This is a genomic window from Brevundimonas sp., assembly GCF_044336875.1.
Classification (GTDB): Bacteria; Pseudomonadota; Alphaproteobacteria; order Caulobacterales; family Caulobacteraceae; genus Brevundimonas.
In genome coordinates this window covers 41,879-64,095 of sequence record NZ_JBIIOP010000003.1, presented here as the reverse complement: position 1 = coordinate 64,095, position 22,217 = coordinate 41,879, and the positions used below count along the sequence as shown (strand labels likewise).

The 22,217-nt window shown below is 67.2% G+C and carries 18 protein-coding genes and 1 tRNA gene; 12 read left to right on the top strand and 7 right to left on the bottom strand.

Going from position 1 to position 22,217, the window contains the following annotated elements:
• Positions 1 to 199: 199 nt before the first annotated feature.
• Complete coding sequence (locus tag ACIQ1T_RS05480) at positions 200 to 3,499, top strand: autotransporter outer membrane beta-barrel domain-containing protein (protein WP_395943523.1); 3,300 nt, start codon at positions 200 to 202, stop codon at positions 3,497 to 3,499.
• Positions 3,500 to 3,554: 55 nt separating this feature from the next.
• Here ACIQ1T_RS05480 and ACIQ1T_RS05475 read toward each other — a convergent pair.
• The 6 genes from ACIQ1T_RS05475 to ACIQ1T_RS05450 all read right to left on the bottom strand — a co-directional run bounded on the left by ACIQ1T_RS05475 (position 3,555) and on the right by ACIQ1T_RS05450 (position 9,817).
• A tRNA-Val gene (locus ACIQ1T_RS05475) sits at positions 3,555 to 3,631 on the bottom strand.
• A gap of 33 nt (positions 3,632 to 3,664) precedes the next feature.
• Entirely contained in the window at positions 3,665 to 3,940 is a 276-nt protein-coding gene (locus tag ACIQ1T_RS05470) for an HU family DNA-binding protein (protein ID WP_395943522.1), read from the bottom strand.
• 105 nt (positions 3,941 to 4,045) lie between these two features.
• On the bottom strand, positions 4,046 to 6,442 hold the full coding sequence (gene lon / locus ACIQ1T_RS05465; protein WP_395943521.1) for an endopeptidase La: 2,397 nt from the start codon (positions 6,440 to 6,442) through the stop codon (positions 4,046 to 4,048).
• 492 nt (positions 6,443 to 6,934) lie between these two features.
• On the bottom strand, positions 6,935 to 7,834 hold the full coding sequence (locus tag ACIQ1T_RS05460) for an enoyl-CoA hydratase-related protein (protein WP_395943520.1): 900 nt from the start codon (positions 7,832 to 7,834) through the stop codon (positions 6,935 to 6,937).
• Positions 7,824 to 8,210, bottom strand: coding sequence for a hypothetical protein (locus ACIQ1T_RS05455; protein ID WP_395943519.1), 387 nt, complete (start codon positions 8,208 to 8,210; stop codon positions 7,824 to 7,826). Before ACIQ1T_RS05455 ends, ACIQ1T_RS05460 begins: the two co-directional genes overlap by 11 nt.
• Positions 8,211 to 8,224: 14 nt before the next feature.
• Positions 8,225 to 9,817 carry a carboxyl transferase domain-containing protein gene (locus ACIQ1T_RS05450; protein ID WP_395943518.1) on the bottom strand — a complete coding sequence of 531 codons (1,593 nt, stop codon included), beginning with the start codon at positions 9,815 to 9,817 and terminating at the stop codon, positions 8,225 to 8,227.
• Between the two features lie 306 nt (positions 9,818 to 10,123).
• Between ACIQ1T_RS05450 and rpsF the strand changes: the two genes are divergently transcribed.
• The 8 genes from rpsF (at position 10,124) to alr (ending at position 17,720) form a co-directional block, all read left to right on the top strand.
• Positions 10,124 to 10,510: a 30S ribosomal protein S6 gene (gene rpsF, locus ACIQ1T_RS05445; RefSeq protein ID WP_201100299.1), complete on the top strand. Its 387-nt coding sequence runs from the start codon at positions 10,124 to 10,126 to the stop codon at positions 10,508 to 10,510.
• 12 nt (positions 10,511 to 10,522) lie between these two features.
• On the top strand, positions 10,523 to 10,801 hold the full coding sequence (gene rpsR, locus ACIQ1T_RS05440; RefSeq protein WP_008259463.1) for a 30S ribosomal protein S18: 279 nt from the start codon (positions 10,523 to 10,525) through the stop codon (positions 10,799 to 10,801).
• Position 10,802: 1 nt separating this feature from the next.
• Complete coding sequence (gene rplI / locus ACIQ1T_RS05435) at positions 10,803 to 11,387, top strand: 50S ribosomal protein L9 (RefSeq protein WP_395943517.1); 585 nt, start codon at positions 10,803 to 10,805, stop codon at positions 11,385 to 11,387.
• Positions 11,388 to 11,738: 351 nt separating this feature from the next.
• Entirely contained in the window at positions 11,739 to 14,210 is a 2,472-nt protein-coding gene (locus ACIQ1T_RS05430) for a TonB-dependent receptor plug domain-containing protein (RefSeq protein WP_395943516.1), read from the top strand.
• A 157-nt stretch (positions 14,211 to 14,367) separates the two neighbouring features.
• A complete protein-coding gene (locus ACIQ1T_RS05425; RefSeq protein ID WP_395943515.1) occupies positions 14,368 to 14,733 on the top strand; it encodes a hypothetical protein in 366 nt (121 codons plus the stop codon).
• A gap of 128 nt (positions 14,734 to 14,861) precedes the next feature.
• A complete protein-coding gene (locus tag ACIQ1T_RS05420) occupies positions 14,862 to 16,352 on the top strand; it encodes a replicative DNA helicase (protein WP_395943514.1) in 1,491 nt (496 codons plus the stop codon).
• Between the two features lie 35 nt (positions 16,353 to 16,387).
• Positions 16,388 to 16,639, top strand: a complete 252-nt coding sequence (locus ACIQ1T_RS05415) for a hypothetical protein (RefSeq protein WP_395943513.1) — start codon at positions 16,388 to 16,390, stop codon at positions 16,637 to 16,639.
• A gap of 40 nt (positions 16,640 to 16,679) precedes the next feature.
• Complete coding sequence (gene alr, locus ACIQ1T_RS05410) at positions 16,680 to 17,720, top strand: alanine racemase (protein WP_395943512.1); 1,041 nt, start codon at positions 16,680 to 16,682, stop codon at positions 17,718 to 17,720.
• Here the strand turns inward: alr and ACIQ1T_RS05405 are convergent.
• Positions 17,717 to 18,355: a Yip1 family protein gene (locus ACIQ1T_RS05405; RefSeq protein WP_395943511.1), complete on the bottom strand. Its 639-nt coding sequence runs from the start codon at positions 18,353 to 18,355 to the stop codon at positions 17,717 to 17,719. The two genes, alr and ACIQ1T_RS05405, sit on opposite strands and share 4 nt — an antisense overlap.
• A gap of 198 nt (positions 18,356 to 18,553) precedes the next feature.
• Between ACIQ1T_RS05405 and radA the strand changes: the two genes are divergently transcribed.
• The 3 genes from radA (at position 18,554) to purF (ending at position 22,215) form a co-directional block, all read left to right on the top strand.
• A complete protein-coding gene (gene radA, locus ACIQ1T_RS05400; RefSeq protein ID WP_395943510.1) occupies positions 18,554 to 19,924 on the top strand; it encodes a DNA repair protein RadA in 1,371 nt (456 codons plus the stop codon).
• Positions 19,925 to 20,085: 161 nt separating this feature from the next.
• The gene (locus tag ACIQ1T_RS05395) at positions 20,086 to 20,682 is read left to right on the top strand and encodes a CvpA family protein (RefSeq protein WP_395943509.1); all 597 of its coding nucleotides are present in this window, start codon (positions 20,086 to 20,088) and stop codon (positions 20,680 to 20,682) included.
• 27 nt (positions 20,683 to 20,709) lie between these two features.
• Entirely contained in the window at positions 20,710 to 22,215 is a 1,506-nt protein-coding gene (gene purF / locus ACIQ1T_RS05390; RefSeq protein ID WP_395943508.1) for an amidophosphoribosyltransferase, read from the top strand.
• The last annotated feature ends 2 nt before the right edge of the window (positions 22,216 to 22,217 follow it).

Genomic DNA, 22,217 nt, shown 5'->3' with positions numbered 1-22,217 from the left:
CCGAAAACCTTCCGGACCCGCCGCAACGCCCCGTGAAATCAGCCTCTTCGCCGAACGACGATCCAGACATCGCACTCCGACATGAAGGACACGGCCTTGCATTCGCCTCAAATTCGATAAACTTGGGGAAGGCTGGCGCGGACCCTGCTAAAGGGTCCCCCACTTCGTGATCGCGTGACCACCAGGGGTTTTCTTCCGAATGCGTATTCTGCTCGCGACCGCCGTGGCGATCGCCCCCTTGCTGGCTGTGACGGGCGCGCAGGCCGAGATCGTAATCTCGACCGCCCGCACCACGCCGATCCAGACCTCCAACGCCACCGGTACGGCGGCGGACAACATCCGCATCGCTAGCGGCGGCTCGATCGCCGTCACGTCCGGCGCGGCGGTGACGGTGGATTCGAACAACGCCATCGACCTGGACAGCGGCAGTTCCATCACCATGGCCAAGTCGGCTGACGGCTCGACCGGCATCCTGGTCAACGGCGGAAATACCGGCGCCGTCACGGTCGGCGGCAGCATCAGCATCACGGACCTGCAAGAGTCTGCGGACGTCAAGGACACGGACGGAGACGGCGACCTGGACGGCCCGTTCGCCACCGGGACCAATCGCTACGGCGTCCGCCTCACGGGCGCCTCGCCCTTCACGGGCAATGTCCTGATCGAATCGGGCGGGTCCATCGCCGTCGAAGGCAACAACTCCTACGGCCTCGCTGTGGAATCGGCCCTGAACGGCAAGCTGCAGAGCCTGGGCGCGGTCCGCGTGGTCGGCGACAACTCGGTCGGCATTCGCACGACCGGCCCCATCTCGGGCAATGTCGATCTGGCGGGTTCCATCTCTGCAAGCGGCGCCAACGCCACCGGCGTGTCGGTCGAGGGCGACGTCGGCGGCGCCCTGAAGATCCATTCTACCGTGACGACCACGGGTTATCGCTACACGACGCCGCCGCCCGTTCGCCCGACGACGGGCACCTACGACAATGCGACGACCCTGTTCCTCGACGAACTCGACGCCGACGATCTGCTTCAGGGCGGCCCCGCCGTTCGGGTCGCCGCCAATGTGGCCGGCGGCGTGCTCCTGGATAAGGGCCCCGCCTATTCGGCGGCCGGCATCGAAGGCGATGACGACAATGACGGCGTCAAGAACGGCGACGAGGACGACGACGGCGACGGCGTCAAGAACCGCGAGGATACGGATCGTGACGGCGACGGCGTTCCCGACGCCAGCGAAACGACCGCCTCTCTCACCTCGATCGGCGGCGCGCCCGCCCTGCTCATCGGTTCGGCGACGAATGCGGTGAACCTCGGCGCCGTGGGCACGGGGGACGCCGCCTATGGCCTGATCAACCGCGGCTCCATCACGGGCACGGGCCTCTATTCCGGCGTCGAGTCGCGCGCGCTGCAACTGGGCGTCGCGGGCGGCCAGAGCGTCAATATCGCCGGCGGCGTCCGCAACGAGGGCGGAATCGCCTCGACAGCGCTGGGCGCCAACGCCACGGCGCTGTGGATCGGCGCGGGCGTCACCGCTCCGGCCATTTCGAACACGGGCGCCATCCAGGCCGTCGCTTCCGGCGATGGGACACAGGCTGCGACCGCCATCCTCATTGGAGCCGGCGCCAATGTCGGATCCCTGACCAACACAGGCAACCTCGTTGCGTCCTTCGGCGGCAATCACGGCTCGGCGACGGTCATTCGCGACCAGTCGGGAACCCTGACCCAGCTCAACAACGCGGGCTCCATCATCGGGTCGCTGACGGCGAGCAGCACGGACACGACCGCCGTGGACGGCACGGTCACGGCCATTGACCTGACGGCGAACACCAGCGGCGTCACCCTGCGCCAGTACGGCATCCCCGCCGCCTCGGGCAGCACGGCGACGGACACGGACGGCGACGGCGTGCCGGATGCGAGCGAGCCCGCCATCATCGGCGCGATCAAGCTCGGCTCGGGCGCCGACACCCTCAACGCCGAAAACGGCACGATCATCGGCGACATCGCCTTCGGCGCCGGCGCGGACCGGCTGGCCATCAGCGGCGGCGCGGTCGTCAGCGGCGCAATCACCGACAGCGACGGCGCCCTGGACATCGACATTTCCAAGGGCACGCTGAACGCCACCCAGGCCACCGCGACGTCGATCTCCAACCTGAACGTCGGCGCCGACGGCGTCCTGATCGCGACCCTGGACCCCTTGGCGAACCAGGCCGGCGGCTTCAACGTCAGCGGCACGGCGACCTTGGCCACGGGCGCGCAGTTGGGCGTGCGCTTCGCCTCCCTGCTCGAAGGCCCCGAACGGTTCACCATCATCGACGCCAACACGCTGAACGTGGGCCAGCTTGACCAGGCCCTGCTGACGGAAAACTCTCCCTATCTCTATGTCGTGGAAGCGGGTGTGGATCAGGCGGCGGGCGACCTGTACGTCGATGCGCGTCGTCGCACCGCCGAAGAAGCCGGTCTGATCCCCGTCGAAGCCTCGGCCTATGACGCCGTCTACGCCGCGCTGGGCGACAACGAGACGATCCGAAACCTGTTCCTGAGCCAGACCAGCCGCGACGGCTTCACCAACGCCTACGAGCAGATGCTGCCGGACCACTCGGGCGGGCCGCTCATGTCGCTGTCGGCCGGCGTCGACGCCGTGACCCGCGCCCTGACCGGGCGCAACGCCTCGGCCGCCCCCGGTGAAACCAGCGCCTGGGTTCAGGAGATCAACTTCTACGCCGACAAGGACAAGACCGATTCCTACGGCTTCCGCTCGGAAGGCTTCGGCGTCGCTGGCGGGGTGGAGAAGGGCACGGATCTGGGCGCCTTCGGCGTCACCGCCGCCTTCACCTCCTCGGACATCAAGGATCCGGAGTCGGAAGCGGAAGAGGTCCTGTCCGCCAACCTGCTGGAACTGGGTCTCTACTGGCGCGCCCAAGGCCAGTACTGGACCACCTGGGCGCGCGCCGCCGGCGGCTACGCCACCTTCAGCGCCGACCGTTCGCTGGTCGCCGAGGGCGTCTATCTGAACAACACCTCGGACTGGCACGGCTGGACGGCGGCGGCTGCGGGCGGCGCTTCGTACGAGCGCAACTATGGTCGCCTGAACGTCCGCCCCGAACTGTACGCCGAGTATTTCCGTCTGTCCGAGGGCGCTCGCACCGAAGCGGGCGGCGGCGACGGCTTCGACCTCGATATCGATTCGCGCGACAGCCACATCTTCTCGGCGGTCGCGGCGATGAACGTCGGCTACGGCTTCGGCCGAGACGGCTGGATCCGCCCGGAACTGCGCGTCGGTTATCGCCAGAACCTGTCGGTGGACGCCGGCGAGACCATCGCCCGCTTCGCCAGCGGCGGCCCGGACTTCGTCCTGTCGCCCGACGCGGTGGAGGGCGGCGGCCTGATCCTGGGCTTCCGCCTGAACCTGGGCAATGACCTGGGCATGCTGTCGCTGACCGGTGACGCGGAACTGCTCGAGGACTATGTCCGCTATTCGCTGCTGCTGCGGGCCAGCTTCCGGTTCTGATCGGAACCGCCGGAAACGCGAAAGGCCGCCGGAGCGATCCGGCGGCCTTTTTGTTTGGTAGGCGGCGACGGGTTCGAACCGCCGACCCTCTCGGTGTAAACGAGATGCTCTGACCAGCTGAGCTAGCCGCCCGGAAACCGGAGCAGGGCTTATGCCCTCCCCGCCCTATCCGTTCAAGGCGCTTTTCAAGCCCTCGCCTGGGCGAAAGCGGGCGGTGCGGGACGCGGCGCGGGCGATGGCCTCGCCGGTCTGGGGGTTGCGGGCCACGCCCGGCTTGCGCTCGACCGGGGTGAAGCTGCCGAAGCCGATCAGCTTGACGTCCCGGCCCTCGGTCAGGGCCTCGACGACGCCGTCGGTGAAGGCGTCGAGGGCGGCCTTGGCCTGGTCGCGGCTGATGTCTGCGGCGCGGGCCATGCGGCCGATGAGTTCGGCTTTTGTCATTGTCATCCTCCCAAGCGAATCACTAAAGGACGGATCGGCGGTTGCGTCAAAAGCGAAAACGCCGCCGACAGGCTTGTCGGCGGCGTTTCCTCGTTCAACCTGACGTCAGTGAGCGACGGCCGCCGTGGCCCCGTCAGTCGGCGCAGGCGGGGTCGGCAAGGGTTCGGCCGCCTCGTCCCATTCGACCGGGGTCAGGGCGCCGACCAGGGCCCATTTCAGGGCCTCGTCCGCTGTGGAGATCGGCACGATCTCCAGCGCCGACTTCACATTGTCCGGCACGTCGGCGAGATCCTTCTCGTTCTCCTGCGGGATCAGCACCGTCTTGACGCCGGAACGCAGGGCCGCGAGCAGCTTCTCCTTCAGGCCGCCGATGGCGGTGACCCGGCCGCGCAGGGTGATCTCGCCGGTCATGGCGATGTCCTTGCGGATCGGGATTCCCGTCAGGACCGAGACCATGGCCACGGTCATGGCGACGCCGGCGGACGGACCGTCCTTGGGCGTGGCGCCGTCCGGCACGTGGACGTGGATGTCGGTCTTCTCGAACACCGGCGGCTTGACGCCGAAGTCCAGGGCCCGCGAGCGGACATAGGAGGCCGCCGCCGAGATCGACTCCTTCATCACGTCCTTCAGATTGCCGGTCACGGTCATGCGGCCGCGGCCCGGCATCTTGATGGCTTCGATCGTGAGAATGTCGCCGCCGAACTCGGTCCAGGCCAGACCGGTGACGATGCCGACCTGATCGTTCTCGTCGGTCTCGCCGTAGCGGAACTTCTTCACGCCCGCATAGTCGGCCAGCTTGGCCTCGTCGACGGTGATCGACTTGACGCCGGTCTTGGCCATCTCGCGCACCGCCTTGCGGGCCAGACCGCCCAGGGCGCGCTCCAGCGACCGCACGCCGGCCTCGCGGGTGTAGTAGCGGATCAGGTCGCGGATCGTGTCTTCCGGCACGATCAGTTCGCCGTCCTTCAGCCCGTGGTCCGTCATCTGCTTGGGCAGGACGTGGCGCTTGGCGATCTCGACCTTCTCGTCCTCGGTGTAGCCCGAGACGCGGATGATCTCCATCCGGTCCATCAGCGGCTGCGGCATGTTCAGGCTGTTCGCGGTCGTCACGAACATGACCTGGGACAGGTCGTAGTCCACTTCCAGATAGTGGTCGCCGAAGGTCGAGTTCTGGGCCGGGTCCAGCACCTCGAGCAGGGCCGAGGACGGGTCGCCGCGCCAGTCGGCGCCCAGTTTGTCGATCTCGTCCAGCAGGACGAAGGCGTTGGTGGTCTTGGCCTTCTTCATCGACTGGATGATCTTGCCGGGCATGGAGCCGATATAGGTCCGGCGGTGACCGCGGATCTCGCTTTCGTCACGGACGCCGCCCAGCGACATGCGGACGTATTCGCGCCCGGTCGCCTTGGCGATCGACTTGGCCAGCGAGGTCTTGCCGACGCCGGGAGGGCCGACGAGGCACAGGATCGGCCCCTTCAGACTGCCGGTGCGGGCCTGGACGGCCAGATATTCGATGATCCGTTCCTTGACCTTCTCCAGACCGAAGTGATCCTCCTCGAGGATGTCCTCGGCCTTGACCAGGTCGATCGGCTTCTGCTTGGCCTTGCCCCACGGCACAGACAGCAGCCAGTCGAGATAGTTCCGGACCACGGTCGACTCGGCCGACATCGGGCTCATGTTGCGCAGCTTCTTGACCTCGGCCTCGGCCTTGGTGCGGGCTTCCTTGGACAGGCGCGTCTTACGGATGCGCTTCTCCAGGTCCATGATCTCGTCGCGGGCGTCGTCGGTCTCGCCCAGCTCGCGCTGGATCGCCTTCATCTGCTCGTTCAGATAATATTCGCGCTGGGTCTTCTCCATCTGGCGCTTCACGCGCGAGCGGATCTTCTTCTCGACCTGCAGGACCGAGATCTCGCCCTCCATCAGGCCGTAGACCTTCTCCAGCCGCTTGGGCACGTCGAAGGTTTCCAGCAGGCCCTGTTTGTCGGCGATCTTGACCGACAGATGGGCGGCGACCGAGTCCGCCAGCTTGGAGGCGTCGGTGATCTGGGGGATGGAGCTGAGGGCCTCGGGCGGGACCTTCTTGTTCAGCTTCACATAGTTCTCGAACTGCTCGACCACGGCGCGCAGCATGGCCTCGGCCTGGGAGGCCTCGCCCGGTTCGTCCTCGATCTCGACGGCCTCGGCCTCGAAATACTCCTCGCGGTCGGTGAAGCGGGTCAGGCGCGCACGGCCCCGGCCCTCGACCAGCACCTTGACGGTGCCGTCCGGCAGTTTCAGCAATTGCAGGACGCTGGCGATCACGCCGATGGGATAGATGGCGTCGGGCGACGGATCGTCGTCGACGGAATTCTTCTGGGTGGCCAGAAGGATCTGCTTCTCGCCCTTCATGATCTCGTCGAGCGCCTTCACGGACTTCTCGCGGCCAACGAAGAGCGGCACGACCATGTGCGGAAAGACGACGATGTCTCTCAGCGGCAGGACGGGCAGTGTCTTTGTGTCAGTCATGGATGCGTACTCCTGGGCCATTGATGATCGCCGGCCCGCCGCCACGGTCGCCCGGGCAAGAGGCCCGACCAGCGCATGACGGCCCGTCGATTCCGACGGCGTTCGAGTGAGTATGTGGTTTGAAAGACCTGCGGTTCAAGCGTGACCGCCGAACGGCCCACATCTGCGTGGATTTCCAGCCAGGCTGGACGGCTCGAACTGCGCTTGCGGGCCGGATCGAACGGATCGTTCCGGCAAGGACGCCCGGCTGCACGAACCTGCCGCGCACCGGTGTCGCCCGGACGCGTCAGGTCGCCCGGAATCGCACCAGATCCGGACGATGGGCGCGACCTTCCCCCGTTGCGGGGGAAGTGTCAGCTCGGCGAGCGTAGCGAGGCGGCTGACGATGGGGGGAGTGTCGCCTTCTTCAAGACAAGACTTCCCCCTCCATCGCTGGATCGGCTGCGCCGATCGACGCGACACCTCCCCCGCAAGCGGGAGGGTCTATCTCCCCTACTCCGCCCAGGCGGGCTTGCGCTTGTCGAGGAAGGCGCGGACGCCTTCCTGGCCTTCGGGAGAGACGCGGGCGCGGGCGATGCGTTTGGCGGTGTCGTCCAGCAGGCCGCTGTCGATCTTGTGGCCGGCGATGTCGTTGACCAGGCGTTTGGCCTCGCCCATGGCGCCGGGGGCGTTGCCGGACAGGCTGTCGGTCAGCATGGCGACGAATTCGTCGACCGAACCCTCGGGCAGGACCAGGTCGATCAGGCCGGCGTGGGCGGCGTAGTCGGCGTCGAAACTGTTGGCCGTCAGGAACAGCTGGCGGGCGCGCCTGGCGCCGATGGCCTCGATCACATAGGGGGCGATGGTCGCCGGGATCAGGCCCAGCTTGACCTCGGAAAAGGCGAAGCGCGCCCCCTCGACCGCCACCGCCATGTCGCAGGCGGCGACGATGCCGGCGCCGCCGCCCATGGCCGCGCCCTCGACCACGGCCACCGTCAGGGCGGGCACGTCGTGCAGGGCCTTCAGCATCCGGGCCAGACCCAGGGCGTCGTCGCGATTGTCGCTTTCAGACCAGTCGGCGGTGTCGCGCATCCAGTTCAGGTCGGCGCCGGCGCTGAAGGTCCCGCCCGCCCCGCGCACGAAGACGATGCGGACATGGTCGGCGCCGTGCAGGGTTTCGAAGGCCTCGTGCAGGGCGGCGATGGTCGCGGCGTCGAAGGCGTTCTTCTTGGCCGGCCGGTTGATGGTGACGAAGACCACGCCGTCCGCGGTGGAGTCGATCTGGACCAGATCGTCGTTGGCGTCCGGCGCGGGATCGGCCAGCAGCGGATGGGCGATGCGGTTGATCTCGACCTCTTCGGCGTCGGTGACGTCCAGGGCGTTCAGGTCGGCCGGGTTGGTTTCATTCGCCATCTGGCGCTCCTTGCGGGCAGCGGTGATTCACATATGCCGCGCCGTCGGGATAGCTGAAGGTCAGCGTCTCGCCGGCGTCGGACAGGCTAAGCGTCCGGTTCAGCCGTTCGCTCCCGTCATAGTTTTCATAATCGACCACCAGGTCGATGCGGTCGGGGCCGCGCGGGGTGACCGAGACCACCGCGTCCCCCTCCTCGAAATAGGAGATGGAGGTCGCCTGGACGACGATGCGCGTCCCGCTCTCGACATTGGCGCAGTCGTCGATGTTCTCCTCCCACAGGCCGTGGAAGGCGGCGGGAATAGTGTTCCGCGGCTCGGCCTGGGCGGCCAGCGGCGCGGCCAGCATCAGGGCGGAAACGGCAAAGGTCAGGCGCATGGGCTTCATTCTCATCACATCCGGAACAGGCCGAAGGTCGTGTCCGGAATCGGGGCGTTCAGGCTGGCGCTGATGGCCAGACCCAGGACGTCGCGGGTCTGGGCCGGGTCGATGACGCCGTCGTCCCACAGGCGGGCGGTGGCGTAATAGGGATTGCCCTCGTCCTCGTATTTCTGGCGGATCGGGGCCTTGAAGGCTTCGGCGTCGTCCGGGCTCCAGGTCTCGGCGTCGCGGTGGACCGTGGCCAGGACGCTGGCGGCCTGTTCGCCGCCCATGACGCCGATGCGGCTGTTGGGCCAGGTGAAGAGGAAGCGCGGGCTGTAGGCCCGGCCGCACATGCCGTAGTTGCCGGCGCCGAAGCTGCCGCCGATCAGGACGGTGAATTTGGGCACCTCGGCCGAGGCGACGGCGGTGACCAGTTTGGCGCCGTCCTTGGCGATGCCGCCGGCCTCGTATTTGCCGCCGACCATGAAGCCCGAGATGTTCTGCAGGAACAGCAGCGGGATCTTCCGCTTGCAGGCCAGTTCGATGAAATGGGCGCCCTTCTGGGCGCTTTCGGAGAAGATGACGCCGTTGTTGGCCAGGATGGCGACCGGATAGCCCCAGATGCGGGCGAAGCCGCAGACCAGGGTCGAGCCGTACAGGGTCTTGAACTCGTCGAACTCGGAGCCGTCGACCAGGCGGGCGATGACCTCGCGCACATCATAGGGGGCGCGGACGTCGTCGGGGATCAGGCCGTAGAGTTCGGACGGATCGAAGGCGGGCGCCCTGGGTTCGCGCACGTCCATCTCGACGGACTTGGTGGTGTTCAGATTGGCGACGATGGAGCGGACGATCTCCAGGGCGTGCTCGTCGTTCTCGGCCACATGATCGACCACGCCGGAGCGACGGCCGTGGGTCTCGGCCCCGCCCAGTTCCTCGGCCGAGATGACCTCGCCGGTGGCGGCCTTCACCAGGGGCGGGCCGGCCAGGAAGATGGCGCCCTGGTTACGGACGATGACCGTCTCGTCCGACATGGCGGGCACATAGGCGCCGCCGGCGGTGGACAGGCCCATGACGCAGGCGATCTGGGCGATGCCCTTGGCGCTCATCCGGGCCTGGTTGAAGAAGATGCGGCCGAAATGGTCGCGGTCGGGGAAGACCTCGGCCTGGTGCGGCAGGTTGGCCCCGCCCGAGTCGACCAGATAGACGCAGGGCAGACGGTTCTGCTCGGCGATCTCCTGGGCGCGCAGGTGTTTCTTGACCGTCATCGGGAAATAGGCGCCGCCCTTCACCGTGGGATCGTTGGCGACGATCATCACCTCGCGGCCCGAGACGCGGCCGATGCCGGCGATGACGCCGGCGGCGGGGGCCTCATGGTCGTACATGCCGTGGGCGGCCAATTGCCCGACTTCCAGGAAGGGCGAGCCGGGGTCCAGCAGCCGCTCGACCCGGTCGCGGGGCAGCAGCTTTCCACGGGCGACGTGGCGCTCGCGCGCCTTGTCGGATCCGCCGCGCGCGGCCCTGGCCACATGGTCGCGCAGTTCGGCGACCAGGGCGCTGTTGTGCGCGTGCAGGGACTTGTATTTGGGGCTCTGCGGATCGACCGCTGACGTCAGCTTCGGCATGGGTCAGGTTTAGGCGGGCTGGTTGTGCGCCACAAGCGCGGGGTGACGAGTGCTGGTGCGAGTGAGCTGATCCCACAGCGTCGCCGCCACTCACTCGCACCAGCACTCGTCACTGAGCCCGGCCGAAGACCAGCGATCTTGCCAGCACGGCCCTTTTCCCCTATACGCGCCCGCTTTCCAGGGCTTCGGTCCTGTCGCGGAACACCAAAGGGTTGGACGTTCGGTCCGGCCGCCGCGCCAGGAGCCATCGTGGGGATCGACTTACCCGGTCGTTTCCGCGCCGACGCCCACAAGGGAGACTACCGCATGGCTCTTTACGAGCACACGGTCATGACGCGCCAGGATATCTCGGCGCAACAGGCCGAAGCGCTGAACGACACCATCAAGGATCTGATCGTCGCCGGTGGCGGCTCGGTCGCCAAGATCGAATACTGGGGTCTGCGCAACCTGACCTACCGCGTGAAGAAGAACCGCAAGGCTCACTATTCGCTGCTGGCCGTCGACGCCCCTCCGGCCGCCATGGCCGAAGTCGAGCGTCAGCTGGGCATCAACGAAGACGTGCTGCGCTGGCTGACCGTCCGCGTCGAGGAACTCGACCTGGAACTGTCGCCGCTGCTGGCCCGCCGCGAGCGTGAACGCGAGCGCGAGCGCGAGCGCACCCCGCGCGAAGACGCCGCCGCCGACGCCGAATAAGGAAACCGGAACATGACCGACACCACCGCCCCGACCCCGGGCGCCCCGGCCGGCTCCGGAGCCGCCGGCCGCCGCCCCTTCTATCGCCGCCGCAAGGTCTGCCCGTTCTCGGGCGCCAATGCGCCGAAGATCGACTACAAGGACGTGAAGCTGCTGCAGCGTTACGTCTCCGAACGCGGCAAGATCGTGCCCTCGCGCATCACCGCCGTCTCCCAGAAGAAGCAGCGCGAACTGGCCAAGGCCATCAAGCGCGCCCGCTATCTGGCCCTCCTGCCGTACGTGGTGAAGTAAGATGAAGGTCGTTCTGCTGGAACGCGTCGAGAATCTCGGCGCCATCGGCGACGTCGTGTCCGTCAAGGACGGCTTCGCCCGTAACTTCCTTCTGCCGCGCGACAAGGCCCGCCGGGCCACCGCCGCCAACCTGAAGGCGTTCGAACTCGACCGCGCCGCCATCGAGCAGCGCAACGAGAAGAACAAGGCCGACGCTCAGAAGGTCGCCGACAAGATCGACGGCCAGACCTACATCATGATCCGTCAGGCCGGTGAAACCGGTCACCTGTACGGTTCGGTCGCCGGTCGCGACGTCGCCGAGGCCATCCAGGCCGAAGGCGGCAAGGTCGAGCGTTCGCAAGTCGTCCTGAACACGGCGATCAAGAACCTGGGCGTCCACGAAGTGCCGGTTCGCCTGCACGCCGAGGTCCGCGCCACGGTCAAGATCAACATCGCCCGTTCGATGGATGAAGCCGAGCGTCAGGCCAAGGGCGAGGACGTGATCCGCAGCCAGTTCGACGATGAGCGCCAGGCCGCCGAGCAATCGGCCCAGGAACTGATCGAAGGCGGCGCCGGTCAGCAAGAAGGCTTCGGCGACGAAGCCTGAGCCTGATCCGACCTCAGGGTCGAATCGCCAAGACATCAGGGGCGCGTTCCGCAAGGGACGCGCCCTTTTTGCTGTCGGTGCGGCGAGCCGTCGCGGAGGTTGCGGCCAGTTGCGAGCCTGTCGCGATTTCTATGACAAGTTTACAACAACGAAGGCGACGCGACGGCAAGTTGGCGATTTTGCGCAATAGGCTTGCTTGACCACCCGGTTCAGCGGTGAACACCCTCAATCAAGGCCGAGATTTGTCTCCCCTGCGACTATTTTTTTGCGTCGCCGCAGTCCCGGCCCGGGCGCCGAAGTCGTGGCCGATCGCCGCCCCATAAGTCAGGCCGCTACCGTTTGGGGATATTCATGAAGTTGTTTTCCGGTCGTTCCGTCCTGTTGGCGTTCGCCTCCACCACCGCACTGATGTCCGCGCCGCACGCCTTCGCCCAGGAGGCGACCCCACCCGTCGACGACACGGCCGAGGTCGGCGAGATCATCGTCACCGGAACGCGGGCCGTCGGACGCACGCGTCTGGATACGATCGCCCCGGTCGATGTGATCACCGGCGAGACCTTGAGCCGCAACGGCACGGGCACGGAAACCGCCGCCGCCCTGGCGGCCGCCGCCCCATCGATCAACTTCCCCCGCCCCGCCATCTCGGACGGTTCGGACCATGTCCGACCCGCCACCCTGCGCGGCCTGGCGCCCGACCAGACCCTGGTGTTGATCAACGGGCAGCGCGGACACGTCGGCGCCCTGGTCAATGTCAACGGCGCCCTGGGGCGCGGTTCCACCGCCTTCGACCTGAACACCATTCCTTCGGTGACCCTGGGCTCGGTAGAGGTTCTCCGCGACGGCGCCTCGGCCCAGTATGGCTCCGACGCCATCGCCGGCGTCATCAACCTGCGTCTGCGCGAGGCCCGCGAGGGCGGCGGCCTGACCTTGAACTACGGTCGTTACGATACCGAGTTCGACACGGCGCGCGGCTCGCACGAACGGACCGACGGCGAACAGATCTCGCTGGCCGGCTGGGTCGGCCTGCCTCTGGGCGAGGACGGCTTCGTCACAGTGTCCGGCGAACTGCAAAAGCGCGACCCGACCAACCGATCGGATTACGCCGACGCTGCGGCGGTGAACGGCGGCGGCGCGAACACCGTGCTGGGCCGGTTCGGCGACCCCGCCGTGGAATCCCAGTCGCTGTGGTTCAACGCGGGCAAGCCGATCAACGCCGACTGGGAAGCCTATGGTTTCGGCGGCATACAGCACAAGGAGAGCGAGTCCGGTGCGACCGCGCGCGCCTATAACGCCGGCAACAATGTTCAGTCCATCTATCCCAACGGGTTCCTGCCGCTGATCAATACCGAGATCGTCGACTACAATCTGTATGGCGGCGTGAAGGGCGAGGCGGCCGGCGTCGATTGGGACATCTCGGTCGGCTACGGGCGCAATGTCTTGGATTATCGCGTCACCAACTCGCTGAACGCCTCCTATGGTCCAGCCTCGCAGCAGGAGTTCGACGCCGGCGGCCTGAAGTATGATCAACTGACGTTCGGGATCGATGGGGTGAAGCCGCTGGAGCTCGGCCTCTACGAACCCGTGAACCTCGCCTTCGGTGTCGAGTATCGGACCGAGAGCTTCGAGGTCTATGCCGGCGAGCCCGCCTCCTACAATCGAGGAACGGGCGGAACGCCGACCGCTGCACTCGGCTCACAGGGTTTCCCGGGCTTTGCCCCGGCGAACGTCGCCGACGAAGACCGTAACAACTGGAGCGCCTATGTCGATCTGGAGGGCAAGCTCACGGAGGGTCTGACGGTCGGCGTCGCCGGTCGATACGAGGATTATTCCGATTTCGGGGACCAGTTCACCGGCAAGGTTTCCGCCCGTTACGACTTCAACCGTGCGTTCGCCCTGCGCGGCGCGGTTTCCACCGGCTTCCACGCTCCGGCGCTGCAACAACAGTTCTTCAGCTACACCGCCACCAATCTGGTGACGACGACGGCCGGCACCGCCCTGATCCAGGCCGGCACCTTCCGCGTCGACGATCCCATCGCGATTTCCCTGGGTTCTCGCCCGTTGGAGCCGGAAACCTCGATCAACTATTCGGTCGGGGGCGTCTTCCGGGCCGGAGGTTTGGAGCTGACAATCGACGCCTATCGGATCGAGCTCGAGGACCGGATCGTCTATTCCGAAAATCTGGGCGGCACGGGAAGCCGCGCCGGACAGTCGGCCGAACAGGCCGCGATCATCAACAACCAACTCCAGGCGGCCTACGGCGTCAGCGCCGCCCGCTTCTTCCTGAACGGCGTGGATACGGTAACCGAGGGCGTCGACGTCGTCGGCCGCTATCGCCTGCCGACAGACTATGGCCGTTTCGACTTCACCGTCGCCGGGAACTTCAACACCACCGAAGTCACCGCCACGCCGACACCGCCGGCCGGCGCCCCGTCCACGTCGGAATTCTATCTGTTCGACCGCGCCAACATCCTGGCGTTTGAGGAAGGCACGCCGGGCGCCAAGGTCGTCGGCGGGGTGGACTGGACCCTGGGCGGCTTCGGCGTTTCGGCCAAGGCGACCTACTACGAAAGCGTCCTGGTCGCGAACAACTCGGCTGGCCTCGACTATGAGACAGGCGACAAGACCCTGGTGGACCTGGAAGGCCGCTATCAGTTCCCGATGGGCGTCGGCCTGGCGGTGGGCGTAAACAACCTGTTCGACGAATATCCCGAATATACGCCCACGGCCAATAACGGCACGACGGGCTCGGTGGGCTTCCCCAGCTACTCGCCGTTCGGCTTCAACGGTCGCTTCCTGTATGCGCGTCTGAGCTACAGCTTCTGATCCATCGGGATCACGGACGGAAAGGGCGCTCTTCGGAGCGCCCTTTTTCGTGGCGGGCGGCGAAGATGACCAAGTCTTCATGCGCGAAGCCGAACGCGCCTCGGTTGCGCCATAGTGTCACCGTCAAGCTTGTCCTTTCACTTGCGGAGGGGATCGCATGAAGACCAAGCTGATCGTAGGGGTCCTGGCCCTTTCGCTGGTCGCCGGGGCGGCGCAGGCGATGACGGTGCAGGAGTTCCTGACCACGGCCGACCGTATTCCCCAGAACCCCACCGCCCTGCTGCGGTCCGATACGCGGCGGCTGATGAACGAGTTCAAGGGGGCGACGCGGACGGTGCGGGCGGAACAGACGGCGGCCCAGGCGGCGGGGCGGCCTTCGGCTACCTGCATGCCCGACAAGGTCGGCTTCTCGCCTGATCAGATCCTGGGGCGGTTCAACGCCATACCGGCTGCGCGTCGCAACATCAGCGTGACCCAGGCGATGCGGGAATGGATGGCGGAACTGTATCCCTGCCGCACCTGACGCCCCCGCCGGGGTCCGTCCGTCAGGATTGAGGAATTCCCGTTCACCCACAGGGTGGGCGATCTGTCCACGGTCGCGGCGACGTCCGCGACTGACGCAGGCGCGTGCGAGGGATAAAGCGTTAAGCAATGAACGCCTTCGCCCCCATGCCCTTCTCGTCGTCCCCGATGGATTCCAGTGGCGTCAGCTCGATGCCCCACAACCTGGAGGCCGAACAGGCCCTGCTGGGGGCGCTGATGTTCGACAACGGCGTGTTCGAACGGCTCAGCGACCGGCTGCGCGGTTCGCACTTCTACGAACCCTTCCACCAGCGGCTGTTCGACGCGATCGAGGACCATATCCGCCAGGGGATGCTGGCCGAGCCGACCATCCTGATGGAGCGGTTCAAGCAGGATCCGGCCTTCCAGGAGTTCGGCGGCCTGCGCTATTTCGCCGATCTGGTGGACCGGGCGCCGCCGGCGGCCAACGCCCCCGACTATGCGCGGGTGGTCTATGACACCGCCCTGCGCCGCGACCTGATCCGCATCGGCGGCGAGATCATCAAGGAGGCGCCCAATCCGGAGACGCCCGCCGACGAACAGATCGAACAGGCCGAACAGACCCTGTATTCCCTGGCCGAGACGGGCAAGCCGTCGTCCGGTTTCGTAAGCTTTTCCCACGCCTTGTCCGGCGCGGTTCAGATGGCGGCCGAAGCCTATCAGCGCGAGGGCAAGCTGGCCGGTCTGGCCACGGGTCTGAACGATCTGGACCGGAAACTGGGCGGGCTGCACCCGTCCGACCTGCTGATCCTGGCCGGGCGTCCGTCGATGGGCAAGACGGCCCTGGCCACCAACATGGCCTTCAACGTGGCCCGCGCCTATCAGTGGGAGCCGACGCCCGAGGGCCGCAAGACGGTCAACGGCGGGGTGGTCGCCTTCTATTCGCTGGAAATGAGCGCCGAACAGCTGGCCATGCGTATTCTGGCCGATGCGTCCGGCGTGTCCTCGGACAAGCTGCGCAAGGGCGAGATCGACGCCTCGGACTTCGGCAAGCTGCGCGACGCGGCGGTCGAGATCGGCGAGAGCCCTCTCTACATCGACGCCACCGGCGGCCTGTCCATCTCCAAGCTGGCGGCGCGGGCGCGACGGCTGAAGCGGATGGAACACGGGCTGGACCTGATCATCGTCGACTATCTTCAGCTGGTGACCACCGGCGACGGCGGCGGCCAGAAGAACCGGGTGCAGGAGGTGTCCGAGATCACCGGCGGCCTGAAGGCCCTGGCCAAGGAGCTGTCGGTGCCGATCATCGCCCTGTCGCAGCTGTCGCGTCAGGTGGAACAGCGTGACGACAAGCGGCCGCAACTGTCGGACCTGCGGGAATCCGGCTCGATCGAGCAGGACGCCGACTGCGTGATGTTCGTCTATCGCGAGAGCTATTATCTGGGCCGGGCCGAACCGCGCGAGGGCACCGAGGAACACCTGCAATGGCAGCAGGACATGGACCGGCTGCAGGGTCAGGCCGAAGTGGTCATCGGCAAGCAGCGCCACGGCCCCATCGGCATCGTCAAACTGGCCTTCGACGCCGACACCGTCCGCTTCGGCAACCTGGCGCACGGCTATGAGGAAGTCAGCTACGAGTAGTTGACGCGGGGCGCGAACAGGCCCCTTGGATGCAGATGGCCAGTGAAACCGTCTATATCCTCCAGACCTATGTCCAGGGTCGCGGCAAGGCCCTGAGGGCCGAGCCCCAGGTGGGCTGCAAGGACGCCGAAGAGGCCCGGCGCAAGGCCGAACGCCTGGCGCCGCTGCGGCTGGGGGTGGTGGCCTTCTCGGTCTCGGCCGACACCGAGATGGGCGATTACGACGAACAGCCGACCATCATCTTCAAGTCCGGACAACTGCCGCCGCCGTTCGCCGACGAGGACTGAGGCCTGTTCCATCGCGGGCGACTTGCGCCATAAGGGCCTCATGCCCTCCCCCGCCTTGCTGTCCGTCGATCTGAGCGCCCTGGCGCGCAATTTCCACACGCTTCAGGCCGTCGCCGGCGCGCCCGTGCATCCGGTGGTCAAGGCCGACGGCTATGGACTGGGCGCCGCCGCCTGCGCCAGACGGCTGATGGCCGAAGGCGCGCGGACCTTCTTCGTGGCGCGGGCGGCCGAGGGCGTGGCGCTGAGGACGGCCCTTGGCGGCGAACCCGTCATCTATGTGCTGGACGGGTGCCACGGCGACGCGGCCCCGGCGCTGAAGGCGGCGGACCTGCGGCCGGTGCTGAACCAGCCGGTGCAGATGCAGACCTGGGCGGCGGCCGGCGGCGGCGCCTGCGGCCTGCAGATCGACACCGGGCTGAACCGGCTGGGCTTCCGGCCCGAAGACGCGCCCGAACCGTTCGCGGGCCTGACTCTGGTCATGAGCCACCTGGCCTGCGCCGACGAACCGGAACAGCCGATGAACCGGCGCCAGCGCGACGCCTTCGAGATCGCGACCCGGCGCTATCCGGGCGCGACCCGGTCGTTCGCCAATTCGGGCGGCTGCTTTCTGGGGGCGGACTACGGCTTCGACGCGGTGCGGCCGGGCGTCTGCCTGTATGGCGGCGGGCCGCAGGGCCGGCCCGACGACCGGATTGCGGCGGTGGCCACGCTGAGCGCCGAGGTGCTGCAGGTGCGCGACGTCTCGCCCGGCGAGAGCCTCGGCTATTCCCGCGCTTTCATCGCCGACCGGTCGGTGCGGGTTGCGACGGTGGCGGCCGGTTACGCCGACGGGGTGATGCGCGCCTACAGCCCGGACGGCGCCGGCTGGATCGCCGGCGAGACCCGTCCGCTGCTGGGCCGGGTCTCGATGGACGTCTGCGCGATCGATGTGACCGGGCTGGAGGTCACGGTCGGCGACCGGGTCGAACTGTTCGGCGCGAACCGGCCGCTGGACGCGGCGGCGAAGGCGGCCGGGACCATCAGCTATGAGCTTCTGACCTCGGTCGCCCCGCGCGTGGGCCGCGCCTACGTGGATATTTAACCGCCCGCCATGGCCGCGCCGATGGCGCCGGCGGCCAGGAAGCTGGCGCCGATGGTGTAAACGATGGTGTTGATGATGACGGTGAGAACGATGCCCAGAATCACGGTGACGACGAAATAACCGACCGCCTTCTCGGCCGGGACCTTCATCAGGATCGGCAAGCCCAAATATAGCAGATAGAAGCTGTAGAGACCCAGGATGGCGAGGATGCCGAGCATCGGGATGATGCCGAACACGCCGACCAGCCAGGCGGCCGTCCAGGAATAGACCGCGACCTTCATCGCCTGGGTCGAATCTTGGGTTCCGCCGAAGCTGGGCGCCAGGGCGTTGATGACCAGGCCCAGGACATAGACGGCGACCAGGGACAGCACATAGCTGACGGCCGCGACCAGCAGGGCGCCGATGATCGGCATGGGCGTGCCGAACACGGGCAGGATCTGTCCGCCGATCAGGCTGCAGATTGGGCCGATGGCGGCCAAAATCATCGCGTATTTCGTGAACAGGCTCTTGGTCGTGGCGAACTCGCCGTCGATGCGCAGCCATTCCGCCTTCGGCTGAAGAATGATGCCCTTGATGCGAGCGATCAGGGCCGGGTCGACGGCGGGTTGCGACGAGGGGGTCGTCGGGTCGGTCATGGGATGCCTCTGGACTTGTGTACGGAGCCGGAAGTTGACGTCGCGTCGCCTTCGGATGCAAGCGTTCTGCGACAGGCTCTCAACCCGCGGCTACGGCAAAGGTTGCCTGCGTCCGAAAATGACGTGGAGCAGAGGCAAAGTCCCGGTGTGACGCGGGCGAATCGGCCCGCCCGCCCTGCCCGTCTGCTAAGGAAGCCCATGGCTCGCGATTCCGCCCTCTATGTCTGTCAGTCCTGCGGCTCGGTGCACGGCAAATGGTCAGGCCAGTGTTCGTCCTGCGGCCAGTGGAACACCCTGACGGAGGAGAGCCGTTCGGCGCCGCCCGGCGCGATCAAGCCGTCTGCGGCGGCCTCGGCGCGCGGGCGGGGACTGCAGTTCGAGACGCTGGAATCCGACACGCCCGAGCCCCCGCGCATCGCCACGGGCGTGGCCGAGTTCGACCGGGTCTGCGGCGGCGGGGTGGTGCCGGGTTCGGCGATCCTTCTGAGCGGCGACCCCGGCGTCGGCAAGTCGACCCTGCTGCTGGAGGTGGCGGCCAAGGCGGCCCTGCGCGGCTCGCGCATCGCCTATATCTCGGGCGAGGAGGCGGTCGAACAGATCCGGGCGCGGGCCAAGCGGATGGGGCTGGAGAAGGCGCCGGTCAATCTGGCGGCGGCGACGGCCCTGCGCGACATCCTGGGCACGCTGAAGCGCGAACAGTTCGACATCGTCATCGTCGATTCCATCCAGACCCTGTGGTCCGACGTGCACGAGAGCGGGCCGGGCTCGATCACCCAGGTCCGGGCCTGCGCCGGCGAGATGGTGCGGCTGGCCAAGACGCAAGGGGTGGCGGTGGTCCTGGTCGGCCATGTCACCAAGGACGGTCAGGTCGCCGGCCCCCGCGTGGTCGAACATCTGGTCGACGCCGTCATGACCTTCGAGGGCGAGCGCGGCTATCCGTTCCGCATCCTGCGCGCCGGCAAGAACCGCTTCGGCGCCACCGACGAGATCGGGGTGTTCGAAATGGGCGACAGCGGCCTGCGCGAGGTGGCCAATCCGTCCGCCCTGTTCCTGGGCGAGGGCAAGGAACGAGCGCCGGGCGCGGCCGTCTTCGCCGGGATCGAGGGCTCGCGGCCCGTACTGGTCGAGATGCAGGCCCTGGTGTCCAAATCCGCATACGGCACGCCGCGTCGGGCCGTGATCGGCTGGGAGACGGGGCGGCTGGCCATGGTGCTGGCCGTGCTGGAGGCCCGCTGCGGCTTCGGCTTCGGCGATCAGGACGTCTATCTGAATGTCGCGGGCGGTCTGCGGATCAACGAACCCGCTGCGGATCTGGCGGCGGCGGCGGCCCTGATCAGTTCGGCGACCGGCGTCTCCCTGCCCCAGGGCTGCGTCGTCTTCGGCGAGATCGGCCTGTCGGGCGAGGTCCGCAGCGTCGGCCGGGCCGAGGCGCGACTGCGCGAGGCGCAGAAACTGGGCTTCGACCAGGTGCTGGGTCCGACCCTTGCGGCCAAGACCAAGGGGGTGAAGGTGACCTCCGTCACCCGATTGACGGATGTGGTCGAACGAATCTCTCAGAACAGGTATTGATCCATTCGAGCCGTCACCCTCGGGCTTGTCCCGAGGGCCTAGGCGTCCGCAATCTCGAGCCTGAAAGGCGCTTCTACGATCATGCCGCCCGTGCGATCAGTGGTGCGCCCCTTGCCGTGGGTCCTCGGGACAAGCCCGAGGATGACGGGAGTCGAGATCAAGTGACCGGTTACGACGTCTTCGCCATAGTGGTGATCCTGTTCTCCGCAGCGGCCGGCTGGGTTCGCGGCGGCGTGCGCGAGATCATCACCCTGCTCAGCGCCCTGCTGGCGGCCCTGGTCGCCCTGGTGTCCCTGCCGTGGACGGCGATGCTGGGACGGGCCCTGGTCGATCCGGACTGGGCCGGGACCATCCTGGCGGCCATCGTCACCTTCCTGATCATCTATTTCGGCATCCGCATCTTCGGCTCCTTCCTGTCGAAGCGGGCCCAGGCCCACCCGCAACTGGGCGGAGTCGACCGGTTCATCGGCGTCTTCGTCGGCGCGGGCCGCGCCCTGGTGCTGCTGGGAGCCGTCCATCTGGTCATCGTCGCGGCCATGCCGGGCGAGCGGACGCCGCGCTGGCTGAGCGAGGCCGCCCTCTACAAGGTCAGCGCGGTGGGCGCGAAGGCCATCCAGATCATCCTGCCCGGGATCGGGCGGGGCGCCGATGCGATCACACCCGTGGTCGATTCATCCGTGCGCAAAGGGTTTTCGAACGACCAAGCCTTGCCTCGGACGCAAACCGAGACTAACTCGCCGCGCGACGCCGCCCCGTAAGTTTCCCCCGGTCATCGGAGCCCCACGATGCGCCACCATATCGCCGATCCCGTCGTTCACCGCGAGCACTGGCGCGAGCCGGAGGACGACCAGCTTCGCCTCGAGTGCGGAGTCTGCGGCGTCTGGGGGGCGGAAGAGGACGAAGGCTCCGCCATCGTCGCCCTGGGCCTGCACGCCCTGCAGCATCGCGGCCAGGAAGCCTGCGGCATCGCTAGCGTCAAGGACGAGCGGTTCCACACCGAACGCCACCAGGGCCTGGTGGGCGAAGCCTTCGGCGGCGCCGACCTGATGACCCGGATGCCGGGTCGGGCGGCCGTGGGCCACACCCGCTACTCCACCGCCGGCGGCAGCTTCCTGCGCAACATCCAGCCGATGTTCGCCGATCTGGACCAGGGCGGCATCGCCCTGGCGCACAACGGCAATCTGACCAATTTCAAATTCCTGCACGCCCAACTGGTCGGCGAAGGCGCCATCTTCCAGTCGACGTCGGATTCGGAAGTCATTCTTCACCTGATCGCCCGTTCGCGTAAGGCCAAGATCGTCGACCGCTTCATCGACGCCCTGGCGCGGATCGAAGGCGGCTACGCCCTGGTCGCCCAGACCCGTCACAAGATGATCGGCGCGCGCGACCCGCTGGGCATTCGCCCGCTGGTGCTGGGCCAGGTCGGCGACGCCTGGGTGCTGGCGTCCGAGACCTGCGCCCTGGACATGATCGGCGCGACCTTCGTGCGCGACGTCGAACACGGCGAGGTCGTGGTCATCGACGAGAACGGCCTGGAATCGATCAAGCCCTTCCCGGCCCGCGCCGCCCGCCCCTGCCTGTTCGAATATGTCTATTTCTCTCGCCCCGACTCGGTGGTGAACGGCCGCTCGGTCTATGAAGTCCGCAAGGAGATGGGCCGGGGCCTGGCCCGCGAACTGGGCGTCGAGGCCGACATCGTCGTGCCGGTGCCCGACTCAGGCGTGCCGGCGGCCCTGGGCTACGCCCAGGAAAGCGGCATCCCCTACGAGATGGGCATCATCCGCAGCCACTATCTGGGCCGCACCTTCATCCAGCCCAGCCAGGGCGCCCGTCAGAAGGGCGTGCGGATGAAGCACAGCCCCAACAAGTCGGCTCTGGCCGGCAAGCGGGTGGTGCTGATCGACGACTCCATCGTGCGCGGCACGACCTCGGTGAAACTGGTCCGCGCCGTGCGCGCGGCGGGCGCGATCGAGGTCCACCTGCGTTCGGCCAGCCCGCAGATCCTGTTCCCCGACTTCTACGGCATCGACATGCCGGAACGGGCCCAACTGCTGGCCGCCAACAAGACGCTGGAAGAGATGCGCGAACTGCTGGAGGTCGACTCCCTGGGCTTCCTGTCCATCGACGGCCTGTACCGCGCCATGGGCGAAAAGGGCCGCAACAACGCCCATCCGCAGTTCACCGACCACTATTTCACCGGCGACTATCCCACCCGTCTGCTGGATCGCGAGATCGAGGAAGGCGGCCGGGAATTCTCGGCGCGGCAACTTTCCCTGCTCGTCAGCGCTTAAGG

Bases quoted from the DNA above. Each gene is read 5' to 3' on its own strand.
- ACIQ1T_RS05480 (WP_395943523.1), top strand. From the start codon at position 200: ATGCGTATTCTGCTCGCGACCGCCGTGGCGATCGCCCCCTTGCTGGCT.
- ACIQ1T_RS05470 (WP_395943522.1), bottom strand. From the start codon at position 3,940: ATGACAAAAGCCGAACTCATCGGCCGCATGGCCCGCGCCGCAGACATC.
- lon (WP_395943521.1), bottom strand. From the start codon at position 6,442: ATGACTGACACAAAGACACTGCCCGTCCTGCCGCTGAGAGACATCGTC.
- ACIQ1T_RS05460 (WP_395943520.1), bottom strand. From the start codon at position 7,834: ATGGCGAATGAAACCAACCCGGCCGACCTGAACGCCCTGGACGTCACC.
- ACIQ1T_RS05455 (WP_395943519.1), bottom strand. From the start codon at position 8,210: ATGCGCCTGACCTTTGCCGTTTCCGCCCTGATGCTGGCCGCGCCGCTG.
- ACIQ1T_RS05450 (WP_395943518.1), bottom strand. From the start codon at position 9,817: ATGCCGAAGCTGACGTCAGCGGTCGATCCGCAGAGCCCCAAATACAAG.
- rpsF (WP_201100299.1), top strand. From the start codon at position 10,124: ATGGCTCTTTACGAGCACACGGTCATGACGCGCCAGGATATCTCGGCG.
- rpsR (WP_008259463.1), top strand. From the start codon at position 10,523: ATGACCGACACCACCGCCCCGACCCCGGGCGCCCCGGCCGGCTCCGGA.
- rplI (WP_395943517.1), top strand. From the start codon at position 10,803: ATGAAGGTCGTTCTGCTGGAACGCGTCGAGAATCTCGGCGCCATCGGC.
- ACIQ1T_RS05430 (WP_395943516.1), top strand. From the start codon at position 11,739: ATGAAGTTGTTTTCCGGTCGTTCCGTCCTGTTGGCGTTCGCCTCCACC.
- ACIQ1T_RS05425 (WP_395943515.1), top strand. From the start codon at position 14,368: ATGAAGACCAAGCTGATCGTAGGGGTCCTGGCCCTTTCGCTGGTCGCC.
- ACIQ1T_RS05420 (WP_395943514.1), top strand. From the start codon at position 14,862: ATGAACGCCTTCGCCCCCATGCCCTTCTCGTCGTCCCCGATGGATTCC.
- ACIQ1T_RS05415 (WP_395943513.1), top strand. From the start codon at position 16,388: ATGGCCAGTGAAACCGTCTATATCCTCCAGACCTATGTCCAGGGTCGC.
- alr (WP_395943512.1), top strand. From the start codon at position 16,680: ATGCCCTCCCCCGCCTTGCTGTCCGTCGATCTGAGCGCCCTGGCGCGC.
- ACIQ1T_RS05405 (WP_395943511.1), bottom strand. From the start codon at position 18,355: ATGACCGACCCGACGACCCCCTCGTCGCAACCCGCCGTCGACCCGGCC.
- radA (WP_395943510.1), top strand. From the start codon at position 18,554: ATGGCTCGCGATTCCGCCCTCTATGTCTGTCAGTCCTGCGGCTCGGTG.
- purF (WP_395943508.1), top strand. From the start codon at position 20,710: ATGCGCCACCATATCGCCGATCCCGTCGTTCACCGCGAGCACTGGCGC.